The sequence below is a fragment of the Corynebacterium sp. HMSC035E02 genome (assembly GCF_001836065.1).
GTDB lineage: Bacteria > Actinomycetota > Actinomycetes > Mycobacteriales > Mycobacteriaceae > Corynebacterium > Corynebacterium hiratae.
Genome location: NZ_KV827330.1, coordinates 114,060 through 127,492 on the forward strand (window position 1 = coordinate 114,060; position 13,433 = coordinate 127,492).

The window sequence follows — 13,433 nt, forward strand, 5'->3', positions numbered from 1 at the left end:
GTGGTTGAACACTGGGTTGCGCTGGGATGAAAACGGGGAAGACGCTAAGTAAACGTGCAGGTGGAGGCGTTAGCGAGCCCTGCGCAACCGTGATGGATGCGTTATAAACGCGTGGACAAGATTCCTCTCATCTTCAGGAGTACCACGTGAATTTCCGCCGCTTTGGCCAGCTGTTGGCCGCCACCACCGTTACCGCCGTTGCCGTCTCCGGCGCACCTGCCTTCGCCGCTGAGGCCGACCAGGTGACCATCTCCGTCACCAACTTCACCGACTTCCACGGCCACCTTGAGCTGGCCGAAAACTTTGATAAGGAAACCGAGGAACTGGTTGGTTACTCCGAGATGGGTGCTGCTCGCATGGCTGCGCTCATCAAGGCCGTCAACAAGGACCAGGAGTACGCCTTGACCTCCTCCGGTGATAACGTTGGCGGTTCCGCTTTCGTGTCTGCGATTTCTGAGGACAAGTACACCAACGAGGCCCTCAATGCTATGAATCTCGATGTCACGGCCGTGGGCAACCACGAGTTCGACAAGGGCGATAAGGATCTTATGGGCCGTATCAAGGACCAGTCCAACTTCCCGATCCTGGGCGCCAACGTCACCAAGGATGGCAAGCCCTTGCTCGATGCTTCCTTCGTCAAGGAGGTAGACGGCGTGAAGGTGGGCTTCGTTGGTACCGTCACTGAGAACACCAAGTACAAGGTGTCTGCTGCGTCCATCCCGGGCGTCGAGTTCTCCGACCCGGTCGAGGCCACCAATAAGGAAGCCAGCCGACTGAAGGAATCCGGCGAGGCCGAGGTTGTTGTGGCGCTCATGCACGAGGATGCTCAGCAGTTCGCTGAGGGCTTCAACAAGGATGTGGACATCCTCTTTGGCGGTGATACTCACGTCAAGACCCAGGGCGAGGTTGCCCGTGAGGGCGCATTGCCGCTGTACTGGGCACAGGGCTACGAGTACGGCAAGGTGCTTAACGACGCCGACATCACCTTCGACAAGGCCGAGAAGAAGATCACCAAGATTGATCTCAAGCAGTACGACGTGGCCGACGCAGAGGTCTTCGCCCAGCTGCAGGGCCTCGAAGACGACCCCGAGGTAGCTAAGGTCGTCGAGGAAGCAAAGAAAGTAGCGGAGATTGAGGGTGCCAAGACTGCTGGTACCACCGAGAAGGCCATGTACCGCGGCTCCGATGAGGGCAAGGACACCGGTTCCAACCGCGGTGTGGAGTCCACCCTTAACAACTTCATTGCGGAAGGTCAGCGCTACGCTCTAGCCAAGCCGGCGGGCAAGGACATCGAAATTGGCGTCATGAACGCGGGCGGTGTGCGCGCCGACCTCAAGGAAGGTGACGTTACATACCAGGATATCTTTGCTGTTCAGCCTTTCGGAAACTCCGTGATTACCGCTGAGGTCAGCGGAGCTGACTTCATCACCGCACTGGAAAACCAGTGGAAGCCTGGCCAGTCCCGCCCACGTCTGGCTCTAGGCCTGTCCAACAATGTCACCGTTGTCTACGACCAGAAGGCTGAGCAAGGCAAGCGTGTTAAGTCCGTCACCATTAACGGTGAACCGATTGACCCGAACAAGAATTACAGCATTGCTCTGTCCTCCTTCCTCGCATCCAGCGATACGGAAGCAGGCGGCGATGGCTTCTTCGAGCCCGGTTCCATCAAGAACCGCAATGACGTTGGCCACATGGACACCCAGGCGATGATTGACTACATTGCGTCCGGAGAGTCCAAGGTCCGCACCGGCCAGGGTCAGATCGGTGCTCACATTGAGGGGGACCTGAAGCCGGGCAGCGAGATTACCATTGACCTGTCTTCCCTGAACTACTCCAACGCTGAGGAGCCGCAGGCTAAGAAGGTCACCGTTGCACTGGGTGACGCTAAGGCTGAGGCAGGCATTGATAACGCAGCACAGCCGGGTGATGAGCAGTTTGGCGAGCGTGGCCGCGCAACCGTCAAGCTCACCATCCCGGAGGGCCTAGAGGGCGAGCAGAAGCTGTCCATCACCACGGATGCTGGTACTACGGCTGTCCTGCCTATCACCCTTGAGGGCGCGGGTAACGACGAGGACCCGAAGGACCCAGAGAACCCGAAGGATCCGAAGGATAACGGCTCCAACAAGGATGTAGCGTCCTCCGTTGGCCTGGGCGTGGGGATCACCGTAGCGATTGCCGCTGCCATTGCCGCTGTGATTGGCGCTATTAACCTGCCGGCAGGCGCGCTACCGGCTCCGGTACAGCAGATGATTGAGCAGCTGCGCAAGCAGTTCAACATCTAGTCAGTCTCGTTCTTAAAGCCCGCACTGAGGTGCGGGCTTTTCTCATGCGGAAGGTATGGTGGGAAGCTGTGGATACACTGAGGTTATTTGGACGCGAGGCTATGTATCAGCTCGGCATCGAGCCTCACCGCATCCCAGTGGTGATGATCGCCACGCTGGGCATCTATTTGGCCTTCATGCTCTTGGTCAAACTCTTCGGCAGCCGCGTGTTGACATCCATCACTGCCTCAGATGCTGTCATCATCATTATGTTTGGCGCGGTCTCGGGACGTGTCATCGTAGGCAACCCGCCCACGCTTGCCGCCGGCATCATCGGACTGTTTACGCTCATGTTGTTGGAGGCCGCTTTCGGCACCTTCAGACAGCTGGTGAGGTGGTCGAGGTTTATTGACAGAAAACCGGTCCTTTTGGTGTACAAGGGGGAACTGCAAGAGGACAACATGCATTTTGCGCACATCACCGAGAGGGATATCAATTCCGCTGTGCGTAAGGCGGGGCTCGGACGGCGTAGCGATGTACAGCTTATGATTCTGGAACCGACTGGTCAGATTTCGGTCATCCGCCGTGGCCAGCTTGTCGACGCTTCAGTGTTTAAGGATATCCTCGGCGCCGAGCGCATCGAAGAAGTCGAAGAAGACTCGCAAAAGGATAGCGAATAGATTCTCGCCAGCTGTTAGACCTGCTAACCACTGTGAGGGTTGGAGTCCTGAAGGACGTGCCGAGATACCTTTCTCCATTCCACACGAGAGCGCGAGCCTCATGGGGTGGGGACCAGACTGCCCTACGTGACGAAAACATAGCCCGATCCCCGGGGCGGGAGGGAAAACTTTGGCAACTAAGGCAGCACGTCCAGGGCAGCAGTGTCTAGGGCAGTAACGGTCAAACGGGGGATGGCCAGCCCGCAAAACGAAAAATCTCCTCCGGCGCGTTGAACGCGGGAGGAGACTTACGTGCTTGCGGCTTAGTTGCCAGCGAGCTTGTCGCCGAGACGCAATGCGTCATCCATGGCGCCGATGATGGAGGTGATAACCTTGATCCACTCGCGGATCTCCTTCGGGCTGACGTTGCCCTCATCGTCGGAGGAGAGAGCGAAGAAAGCAGCGGAGGAGCTATCGTTCTCGACCGGAGCAGCGGAAGCAACAGCGGTGCCGGAGAAGGTGATGGTCGCAGCGGTAGCAACGGCAACGAGGGACTTACGGGAGAAGAACTTCATGGTGGAGTGTCCTAATCTTTGGAGAGGGTGGAAAGAGAAACCGAATTACTTCGCGTTAGGAGCGAAGTTCTTCTGGTAGAAGGCGAAGACGGTGCCCAGAGCGCCGATGATGGCGGTGAAGACTGCGATCCAGTCGCGGATCTCAGACGGCTTCATGTCGGTGATGGAGGAACCCTCAGAGTCGTTGGAGGAGGAAGAAGAGGACTCCTCTTCCTTCTCCTTGTCGTTCTCGGACTCGGAGTTGTCGGTCTCCTTGTTGTTGTCCGTGGTGGACTCGGAGTCTGCGGACTCGTTGGTTACGACTGCGGTGTCCTCAGCGGAAGCAACGGACACGCCGGACAGGGAAACGGTTGCAGCGGTAGCGGCAGCAACAAGGGCCTTACGGGAGAAGAACTTCATTCTCGTTCCTTAAGATCTCGGGAATTTCAAAGACCTCACAGATGCTACTGAGACATTGTGCGATTTGCAATAGATTTGGCAATTAGTTGGTGAGTCTGTGTATCTGCTGGCCGCCGTATGTGAGCTGCGGATATTAAACAGAGGTGCCTGTGGTGGGTGAGTGGTTTGCCAAATGAACTGCTCAAGGCTAAGAAATTCTTAGTACCGGGCGGGGTGGGGCGGAGTGGTAAAGAAATAGCCCCGCTCGCTGAACGCGAGTGGGGCTAGTCACCGTAAAGGGGGTAAAACTTATCCCTCGATGGTTGCCTTGGTGATGCGCACCTCTTCGGCGGGCTCTCCGTCAGACTGTCCATCCTTGACGCCCTTAGCAGCGATAGCGTCGATGGTCTTCTGACCCTTCTCCGTCAAATCACCAAAGTAGGTGTAGGAGGGAGGAAGCGTCGAGTCCTTGTAGTTAATGAAGAACTGCGAACCGTTGGTATCTTCGCCGGCGTTGGCCATCGCGATGGAGCCCTTCGGGTACAGGGCAGGCTGTGCCTTGGCGGCATCGTCAGACTCATCGGTGGGGTACTCGTTGGCAAACTGGAAGCCTGGTCCACCGGCGCCCTGGCCGGTCGGGTCGCCACACTGCAGAACGAAGATGCCGCCATCGGTCATGCGGTGGCACACGGTGTCGTCATAGTACTTGGCCGAAATCATGTCCGTGATTGCGTTGACGGTACACGGAGCTAGGGAGCGGTCGAGGGTCATCTCGATGTCGCCCTGCTTGGTGGCGAAGTTGACGGTCACCTCACCCTTGGCTGGAATGTCCTTGCCGTTAGGCGTAGGCACCTCACGGGAGGCGTCACCTGCTTCTGGGTATTCACACGTTACGGTGTCACCCAGCGGTGTGGCACGCTTGCCGATCAAAGGCTCGGCGGTGGGGGCTTCGGTTGTGGTCTCCGCGGCCGAGCTCTCCTCGGCCTGAATCTCCTCTTCCTCCGACGAGCGGGTAGCCAAGAACCAGATTCCGCCGACGAGGGCAATAATGACGACGGCTGCCATCACAACAACGCCAAGTGGGCGGCTCTTCTGTTTACGGTCGCGGGACTTCAGCTCGCGATCGAGCTGGTTGAGCGCATCATCCAAGCGCTGGCTGTTAGTAGACACCTATGTTTCCTCCACAGTGGTGGTTCACAACTTTCGACTCACCTATCCTAACCGCACCGTCCTACATCATGGCGCGACGCCCCGCGCGTCAGTACGCTTGGGTGCCATGGCTACAACGAATTTTCAGAATGAACCCGTCGAAACCAACGCCGAGCTGCCCAAGGTTGGTGAGGTCCTGCCGGACTTCACCCTTGTCGGTACCGATCTGGCAGAGCTGACCAAGGCAGACTTCGCCGGCAAGCGCCTCGTCGTTTCATGCTTCCCATCCGTCGACACTGGTGTGTGCGCGGCGCAGCTGCGCAAGTTCAACGAGGAGGCGGCTGGACTGGAGAACACTGTTGTTCTGTCTGTCTCTCGTGACCTGCCGTTCGCACAGGAGCGTTTCTGCGCAGCTGAGGGCATTGAGAATGTCGTCAGCGCCTCTGACTTCCGCTCTGACTTCGCGGATAAGCTGGGCCTCGTGCTAGAGGGGTCCCCACTCAAGGGCCTGTTCGCCCGCGCGGTCATCGTCACCGACGAGGACCACAAGGTGACCTACACCGAGCTGGTTCCGGAGGTCACGACTGAGCCGGACTACGACGCAGCTTTGGCATCGCTCAAGTAATGCCCGCTCCCGAAATCTACGGTTTCGCCGCCGGGCCTTATAAAACCAACACTTATGTGGTGGCTAACGGATCCCGGGCGTTCATCGTGGACCCAGGGATGCACACGCGCGAGAAGCTTGAGCAGCTCGCGCGTGAGAAGTCCTTGGAGTTTGAGGCCGTCGTGCTCACCCACGGCCACATTGACCACACGCGCGATGCCGCCGAGTTCGACCTACCGGTCTACATCCACCCAGATGACGCGTTTATGCTTGTGGATGGCTCCGGTGTGTCCCCCGAATCGCAGATGCTCTTTGCTGCCGCCTCCATGAAGCAGGTGGCGGACCGTCGCGACTTGATCGGCGGAGAAACGTTGAATCTGGTTGGCCTTGAGTTCAAGCTGCTCCATGCACCAGGTCACTCGCCCGGATGCGTCATTCTCGTGGCTGAGGAGGTTGCCCTGACGGGCGACGTGCTGTTTAAGGGTTCCATCGGGCGCACCGACTTGCCGCACTCCGACCACGCCGCGATGCAGCGTTCCTTGCGCGGCCCGGTGTGGGGCCTCGATGACTCCCTTGCTATCTTGCCGGGCCATGGCCCGACCACGACTATGCGTCGTGAACGCGCGACTAATCCGTTTCTACGCGCAGCGGGGGATGTACTCTAAAGGGCGTGAGTGATAAGAAGCAGTTCAAAGCCCTGTCCGCGCCCAAAGGTGTGCCGGACTACGTCCCGCCGCAATCGGCCATCTTTGCCAAGGTGCGCGACACCTTCGTGCACCAGGCACACCTGTCCGGCTTCCAACACATCGAGCTCCCTATCTTCGAGGACACCTCGTTGTTCGCCCGCGGTGTGGGGGAGTCCACGGATGTTGTGTCCAAGGAAATGTACACCTTCGCCGATCGTGGCGATCGTTCCGTGACACTGCGCCCAGAAGGCACCGCTGGTGTCATGCGCGCGGTCATTGAACACAACCTCGACCGCGGCCAACTACCGGTCAAGCTGAACTACTATGGTCCTTTCTTCCGCTACGAGCGCCCGCAGGCGGGCCGCTATCGCCAGCTGCAGCAGGTCGGCGTCGAGGCTATCGGAGTAGACGATCCGGCGCTGGACGCAGAGATCATTGCCTTGGCGGATCGCTCCTACCGCAGCCTAGGCCTGAGCCAATTCCGCCTTGAGCTGACCAGCTTGGGTGACCACGACTGCCGCCCGGCCTACCGCGAGAAGCTGCAGGAGTTCCTGTTCAAGCTGGATCTAGACGAAGAAACCAGGGCCCGCGCGGAGCTGAACCCGCTACGCGTGCTCGATGACAAGCGCCCGGAAGTCCAGGAGCAGCTTGTCGACGCCCCCCTGATGCTCGACCACCTCAATGCCGAGTGCCGCGAGCACTTTGAGACGGTCACTGGCCTGCTCGATGACATGGGCGTGCCCTACACCATCAACCCGCGCATGGTCCGCGGTCTCGATTACTACACGAAGACCTGTTTCGAATTCGTCCACGATGGCCTCGGCGCGCAGTCCGGCATTGGCGGCGGCGGCCGCTACGACGGGCTCATGGCTCAGCTCGGCGGACAGGAGTTGTCCGGTATCGGCTACGGCCTCGGAGTGGACCGCACGGTTTTGGCCCTGGAAGCCGAGGGCGTGGAGCTCGACGGCGTCGAAGAGCGCGTGGCCGTTTATGGCGTTGCTTTGGGCGCTGCGGCAAAGAAGAAGATGGTCAGCATCATTGATGACCTCCGCAAGGCCGGTATTTCCGCGGACATGTCCTTCGGTGACCGCGGCCTCAAGGGAGCGATGAAGGGCGCTGATCGCGCCAACGCCCGCTTCGCACTCGTCCTCGGTGACCAGGAGCTAGAGTCTGGCACCGTGGCGCTCAAGGATCTGCGCGCGCACGAGCAGCACGACGTCCCCGTGGGGGACGTCGTCAAGCAGCTTCGTCAGCTGGTTTAGCACTCCACCTGGGAGACGGTGAAGCCCATCGTCTTCGCTAGACCACCGAGCGAGGTCTCCTTGTACTTGGAGAGCATGTCGCGCCCCGTTTCGGCCATCGTGCGTACCGCGTTATCGAGGGTAACGTGGTGCGTTCCCTCTCCCATGCGGGCCAGGCGTGCGGCGTTGATGGACTTGACGGCACCGATGGCGTTGCGCTCGATGCAGGGAATCTGCACGAGGCCGCCGACCGGGTCGCAGGTCAAGCCGAGGTTGTGCTCAAGCGCGATCTCGGCAGCATTCTCTACCTGCTCCGGAGTCCCCCCAAGCAGTTCGGCCATGCCGGCCGCCGCCATAGAGGAGGCGGAGCCTACCTCACCCTGGCAGCCCACCTCGGCGCCGGAAATGGAGGCATTGGACTTGATAATGATGCCCACGGCACCCGCAGTGAGCAGGTAGCGGCGAGCATCGGCGCGCGTAAAGTCCGCCATGAAGTCGCGGGCATAATGGAGTACCGCCGGTATGATGCCACAGGCGCCATTCGTCGGCGCAGTAATGACGCGGCCGCCGGCGGCGTTCTGCTCGTTGACGGCGAGCGCGTAGAGGTTTACCCATTCCATCGCGGAAAAGCCACAGGACTCGTCGTCCTGCTTGGCCAACAACTGCTGGTACATCTGCGGCGCGCGGCGGTTGACGCGGAGACCACCAGGCAAGATTCCCTTGGTGGAAATTCCCTCGGTCACGCATTCGCGCATGATGTCCCAGACGAGATCGAGGTGCTGGTAGACGTAGTCGAGACCGCCCTCGTCGCGGTGAAGCACAGCCTCGTTCGCCGCAACGATCTCCCAAATCGCCATGTCATTGGCAGCGCAGAGGTGAAGCAGGTGCTCGCCTGACTGGAACTCATAGGGGACAACGTCCTCGGCGGTGGCTGCTGCGACGCCAGCGGGGACTCCGCTTTCCGTCTGCAGCTGGGCATCAAACTCCTCGCGGGACAGGATGAACCCGCCACCGACGGAGAAATACTCCGCGTTCTCGGCGAGGATGGAGCCGTCTTCGTCCCAGGCAGTGAAAATGAGGCAGTTCGGGTGCTCGGGCACCGGCTCGTTGTTGAATTCGATGCTGTATTCCACCTCACCTGCTGGGCCGCTGATGCTGCCCTCGGTGGGGATGAAGGCATCTGCGCGTGGCTCAGCATCGAGCGGAACGGAGAGCGGATCCCACCCGGCGAGGCCTAGAATGACGGCCCGGTCCGTAGCGTGTCCACGGCCGGTAGCGGACAAAGAGCCACGCAGTTCGATGTGGACCTTTGCCGGGTGTTGCTCAAGGGTCTCGAGGAAGGCCTTAGCAGCACGCATCGGGCCCACGGTGTGGGAGGAGGAGGGACCGATACCGATCGAGAAGATGTCGGTCACGCTAATTGTCATGGGGGGTTAAACCTCCTTAGAAGCGTTAGATAAGTTACGCCTTACGATAGTACCGAGCGCCCCCAGTAGTTGCTTAGCCCGGTTGGCCGTCGTGGCGGGACAGGAGTTCGCGGAATCCCCCTGAGCCCGAATCAGGTGCCTTCCCGGTAGAACCCTGGTGCGTGTTGCGCGGTTCGCCGAGAGAGCCGGCAAGGCCAGCTACGCGGTCGAGCGGGCGCACCATGAGGTCTGCGAGCTCGCCCGTGGCGCGCTCGATGCGCTTTTCATTGCGCGCGCCCTCAGCAGTGCCAAAGTCTTCCGTGGCCTGGAAGATCCCGGTGGGGACCACCGTGGCATGCAGGTAATTGAGTAGTGGGCGCAGGGCATAATCCAACACTAGGGCGTGACGGCTGGAGCCGCCCGTGGCCGCGATGAGGGTAGGAAGCCCCTCCAAGGAATGCGGCTCCAAGGTGTCGAAGAACATCTTGAACAGTCCCGAGTAACTGCCCTGGAACACGGGACTGACCGCGATGAGGCCGTCGGCATCCAGCACCGCGGACTGAGCCGCGGTGAGACGGGGCGTGGGCGAAACCCAGTTGGTCATGGCCTCAGCTAGCTCGCTCGCGAGGTCCCGGAGCTCGACGACGGTGATGTCGGTGCCTTCGCCCCGCGCGGTGACGTGGGCGGAGGTGGCGGCCGAGAGGGCGTCGGCAAGCGCGCGCGTCGAGGACGGCGATGACAACCCAGCCGTAATGACGACGAGTGACCGCATCTACTTCTCCTCTCCAGGGTTGACCAACGCGTGTGGTTCATAACTACCGAGCGTGGCGTGCGTTGGCGGGTCAGAAGGTACATGATCTGGGCGGCGCTCCTCAAAGCGCCGGCGCAGCTCAGGGACGACCTGCGTACCCAGAATCTCAATCTGCGCTAGCACCACCTCTTGCGGAAGGCCGGCATGATCGATAAGGAAGAGCTGGCGCTGATAGTCGCCCACCCAGTCGGCGAACTGCAGGGTTCGTTCTACGACCTGCTCCACCGTGCCTACCGTCAGTGGGGTTTGTGCGGTGAATTCTTCTAAGGAAGGGCCTTGGCCGTAGACCGGGGCGTTGTCGAAGTAGGGGCGGAAGAAATCCTTCGCCTCCTGCTCGGTAGACCCGATGAAGACATGCCCGCCGAGGCCCACGATGGCCTGATCCCCGCGACCATGACCGTAGGATTCGTAGCGGTTGCGGTAGAGGCTCACCATCTTCGCGGTGTGTTCCTTGTTCCAGAAGATGTTGCTGTGGAAGAAACCATCGCCATAGTAGGCGGCCTGTTCGGCAATCTGCGGGGAGCGGATAGAGCCGTGCCAGACGAAGGGCGGGATGCCGTCGAGCGGCGCCGGTGTGGCGGTGAATCCCTGTAGCGGGGTGCGGAATTTTCCTTGCCAGGACACGACCGGTTCGCGCCACAGGCGGCGCAGCAGGTGGTAGTTCTCCACCGCCAGAGGGATACCTTCGCGGATATCTTTGCCAAACCACGGGTAAACCGGACCGGTGTTACCGCGGCCCAACATGAGATCGATGCGCCCGTCAGCCAGGTGCTGGAGAAAAGCGTAGTCCTCTGCAAGCCGGACGGGGTCGTTGGTGGTGATCAGCGTGGTGGCAGTGGAGAGGTGCAGGTTCTTCGTCTGCGCCGCGATGTAGGCCAGATGGGTGGTGGGTGCGGACGGGACGAAGGGTGGGTTGTGGTGCTCGCCGGTGGCGAAGACGTCGAGGCCCACCTCCTCTGCCTTGAGGGCGATTTCTGTCATAGCGCGGATGCGCTCGGCCTCGGTGGGGGTGCGACCGGTGGTGGGATCTTGCGTGACATCACCGATGCTAAAGACTCCAAATTGCATGCCATACTCCTCTCTGTGACATGTCAACAAAGTTTAGCCGGGTAATTATTCCCACTCAAGGGCGTCGACCAAGACTGCAAGATCCGCTGGCGTTGCGATGGCGAGCGGGCGCTGCGAAGGCTTGCCCTGCTCGGTAAGGAGAACCGCACTAGGATGCGTGCCGTCCGCCGCGGGTTCGGTGAGGGCATCGATGACCTCTTGCGCACTGGCGTTGCGGGGAAGGAACTCGGCCCTGTCCTTCTTCTCTGCAAACTCTAGAACGGCGCTAATCGACGCCGCGTTGACCACACCATCGTCTCCCAAATCTGCTGCGACCCAGCGGGCGATGACATTGGTCGTGAGGAGGGCTTGGTAAGCGCCGGAATCATAAATCGGGATCTGCGAATAGCCGGTCCTATTAATGAGCCGGAGAGCCTCTATGATCGGGGTATCGGGGCCAAGTGTGGTGACCTCACGGTTGGCGAGTAAGGACTGTGCCGTGGGCGGATCTGTAAGAAGCCGCTGGAGGTTCTCTAGCTGCGCCAGCACCTGTGGGTGCGGGGTAGCGATGGGCTCGCCGTCGAAATAGCGGCCGTGGGCGATGGCGTTGCGCAGATTACCTAAGTCCTTGAGCTGCTCTGCCTGGCGCTTGCTGAGCAGGTGTTTGTCGTGTGCGCGGTCGACAATCCACCAGAAGGAGTCGGAGTTCTTGGCCCCGACGGCCTGGCGGAGAAACTGCTCAATGTCGTTGAATGCGGAAAAGAATCTGGCCAGGGAGTTATCGCTCATGCCGTCCCAGTGTACGGGTGCTCTCAAACCCCAGTGGTCGCTGGTGGACAGAGAAAACAAAGAAGCCGCGAGTATCCCGAGGCGGCAGGAGACTCGCGGCGACTGGGTACGATGCCCTGTGCGCGTGTTGTGTTGAGACTAGAACACGACGCGCAGGATGGAGACCGTCACAGCTGCGATGGCAGCGGCGGCTGGGAGAGTGATGACCCATGCGAGGGCGATGGGCTTCATCAGGTTCCAGTTAGCAGCGCGGTTGACGATGCCGACGCCAAGGACAGCACCGATGAGGATGTGCGTCGAGGAAACCGGGAGGCCTAGGAGGGAGGCTGCCATGACAACGGCAGCGGCAGCCAGCTCAGCGGCGAAACCGGAGGAGGGGTGCATCTGGGTCAGGCCGGAACCGACGGTCTGGATAACGAAGCGGCCGATGAACCACAGGCCAGAAACGAGGGCAATGCCCATAGCCACCATGACCGGCAGCGGGACGGTGACTTCGTCAGAAATCCGGTTGGTCTGCAGGACATCGAAGACGGCGGCGAAGGGGCCGATGGCGTTGGCGATGTCGTTCGAGCCGTGCGAGAACGCGAAGGCGGAGGCGGTGAAGACCTGCATCCAAGAGAAGAGGAGGAAGGTGGAGCGGGACAGGGACTTCTTCTTCAGAGAGCGGGCGAAGATGAAGACGGCCATCCAGACCACGGCACCTACCATGCCCATGACAAGGAGGTTCTCAAGTGTGGAGAAGTCAACGCCGGTGTTCTTGAGGCCCTTGAAGAGCATCATCGCGGAGATGATAACAGCGCCCAATGCTGCCAGCAGCGGGACCCAGTTCTCTAGTGCGCGGTGCGCGTTGACGTCCTCGAGATCCTTGTTGAGGTTGTGCAAATCTCGGTAGTAGTCGGACTCGAGCGCCTCTGGATCGTAATCATCTTCCGCGGTGAGGGCGGCATCACGGGCCATGGCGTTGGTGTAGGAAATCTGCTGCAGCTCGTTCATGCGCTCGAAGCGGGTCTTGTGCTCCTTGCGCAGCTCAGCGCGGCGAACCTTGATGTCGCGCAGACGCTCGTCTGCGGCGTCGTTGTAGACGAGGATGGAAGCCTTAATCCACCTAAACAGCAGGTAAGCGGCAACACCGCCAAGAACTGGTGAAAGTACCCAGGAGAAAGCAATGGTGCCAATGCCGCCCCACTGCACCATGTCCATTCCGCCCTTGCCGGTGACGAAGCCGACGGTCAGCGCGGCGCCGACGATACCGCCGACGATGGAGTGGGTCGTAGAAACCGGCCAGCCCATGCGGGTAGCGACGAGCAGCCAGATGGCAGCGCCGAGCAGCGACGCCATCATGATGTAGACGAACTCCATGGGGTCGAGCCCGTCAATGGCGTCGAGGTCCACAATGCCGGAGCGGACGGTGTCGGTAACCTCGCCGCCGGCGAGGATCGCGCCGGATACCTCAAAAACCGCCGCAACAGCGAGGGCCTGCTTCATAGAGAGGGTTCCCGCACCCACGGAGGTACCGAAAGAGTTGGCGACGTCATTGCCACCAATGTTGAAGGCCATGAATACGGCGAAGATGATCGCGGTAACAAGGACGATCTTGTTAGCGCCCTCAGCAACCTCTCCGTTGCCCCAAATGATGAAGAGGACAAGAGTAACAGCGGTGATGGCGCCGAAGAACAAGTGCCAAATCCAGTCCTTGTTCTTACCATTCATCGTTTCGAGATCAGGCATCGTCGGCGTGGCGGTGCTCAAAACGTCGTTCCTTTCATGAAGAGAACGCTGCGTGATGAGGAAGCGCGGGCTGCCGCGGGCAAGGTAAAAGCGTCAATA

The 13,433-nt window shown here is 60.3% G+C and carries 13 protein-coding genes; 5 read left to right on the forward strand and 8 right to left on the reverse strand.

Features of this window, described 5'->3' with window-relative positions:
* Positions 1–146 precede the first annotated feature (146 nt).
* Together HMPREF2635_RS03990 and HMPREF2635_RS03995 are read left to right on the forward strand one after the other, a co-directional pair.
* On the forward strand, positions 147–2,282 hold the full coding sequence (locus tag HMPREF2635_RS03990; protein ID WP_070821305.1) for a bifunctional metallophosphatase/5'-nucleotidase: 2,136 nt from the start codon (positions 147–149) through the stop codon (positions 2,280–2,282).
* A 101-nt stretch (positions 2,283–2,383) separates the two neighbouring features.
* Complete coding sequence (locus tag HMPREF2635_RS03995; protein ID WP_210401586.1) at positions 2,384–2,941, forward strand: DUF421 domain-containing protein; 558 nt, start codon at positions 2,384–2,386, stop codon at positions 2,939–2,941.
* A gap of 302 nt (positions 2,942–3,243) precedes the next feature.
* Here the strand turns inward: HMPREF2635_RS03995 and HMPREF2635_RS04000 are convergent, their stop codons facing one another.
* The 3 genes from HMPREF2635_RS04000 to HMPREF2635_RS04010 form a co-directional block, all read right to left on the reverse strand.
* Positions 3,244–3,495, reverse strand: a complete 252-nt coding sequence (locus HMPREF2635_RS04000; RefSeq protein WP_046648585.1) for a hypothetical protein — start codon at positions 3,493–3,495, stop codon at positions 3,244–3,246.
* 45 nt (positions 3,496–3,540) lie between these two features.
* Entirely contained in the window at positions 3,541–3,894 is a 354-nt protein-coding gene (locus HMPREF2635_RS04005) for a hypothetical protein (RefSeq protein WP_070516928.1), read from the reverse strand.
* Positions 3,895–4,182: 288 nt separating this feature from the next.
* Positions 4,183–5,043 (reverse strand): peptidylprolyl isomerase, encoded by an 861-nt coding sequence (locus tag HMPREF2635_RS04010; RefSeq protein WP_046648581.1) that lies wholly within the window; start codon positions 5,041–5,043, stop codon positions 4,183–4,185.
* A 106-nt stretch (positions 5,044–5,149) separates the two neighbouring features.
* Between HMPREF2635_RS04010 and tpx the strand changes: the two genes are divergently transcribed.
* From tpx to hisS, 3 genes are read left to right on the forward strand one after another with little or no spacing between them, the layout of a single operon-like run.
* Positions 5,150–5,647, forward strand: coding sequence for a thiol peroxidase (tpx, locus tag HMPREF2635_RS04015; RefSeq protein WP_070513221.1), 498 nt, complete (start codon positions 5,150–5,152; stop codon positions 5,645–5,647).
* Positions 5,647–6,291 (forward strand): MBL fold metallo-hydrolase, encoded by a 645-nt coding sequence (locus HMPREF2635_RS04020; protein ID WP_070513224.1) that lies wholly within the window; start codon positions 5,647–5,649, stop codon positions 6,289–6,291. Before tpx ends, HMPREF2635_RS04020 begins: the two co-directional genes overlap by 1 nt.
* Before the next feature lie 5 nt (positions 6,292–6,296).
* Positions 6,297–7,574: a histidine--tRNA ligase gene (gene hisS, locus HMPREF2635_RS04025; protein ID WP_070821306.1), complete on the forward strand. Its 1,278-nt coding sequence runs from the start codon at positions 6,297–6,299 to the stop codon at positions 7,572–7,574.
* On the opposite strand, the gene HMPREF2635_RS04030 is transcribed toward hisS, so the two are convergent.
* The 5 genes from HMPREF2635_RS04030 to HMPREF2635_RS04050 all read right to left on the reverse strand — a co-directional run bounded on the left by HMPREF2635_RS04030 (position 7,571) and on the right by HMPREF2635_RS04050 (position 13,334).
* Positions 7,571–8,980 (reverse strand): L-serine ammonia-lyase, encoded by a 1,410-nt coding sequence (locus HMPREF2635_RS04030; RefSeq protein ID WP_070821307.1) that lies wholly within the window; start codon positions 8,978–8,980, stop codon positions 7,571–7,573. The genes hisS and HMPREF2635_RS04030 overlap by 4 nt on opposite strands.
* 73 nt (positions 8,981–9,053) lie before the next feature.
* The gene (locus tag HMPREF2635_RS04035) at positions 9,054–9,731 is read right to left on the reverse strand and encodes an FMN reductase (protein ID WP_070821308.1); all 678 of its coding nucleotides are present in this window, start codon (positions 9,729–9,731) and stop codon (positions 9,054–9,056) included.
* Positions 9,732–10,838 carry an LLM class flavin-dependent oxidoreductase gene (locus HMPREF2635_RS04040; protein WP_070821309.1) on the reverse strand — a complete coding sequence of 369 codons (1,107 nt, stop codon included), beginning with the start codon at positions 10,836–10,838 and terminating at the stop codon, positions 9,732–9,734. It lies immediately after the preceding gene.
* A 45-nt stretch (positions 10,839–10,883) separates the two neighbouring features.
* Positions 10,884–11,606 (reverse strand): CBS domain-containing protein, encoded by a 723-nt coding sequence (locus tag HMPREF2635_RS04045; protein WP_049154572.1) that lies wholly within the window; start codon positions 11,604–11,606, stop codon positions 10,884–10,886.
* A 138-nt stretch (positions 11,607–11,744) separates the two neighbouring features.
* Positions 11,745–13,334, reverse strand: a complete 1,590-nt coding sequence (locus HMPREF2635_RS04050) for an inorganic phosphate transporter (protein WP_198525934.1) — start codon at positions 13,332–13,334, stop codon at positions 11,745–11,747.
* Between the last annotated feature and the right edge of the window lie 99 nt (positions 13,335–13,433).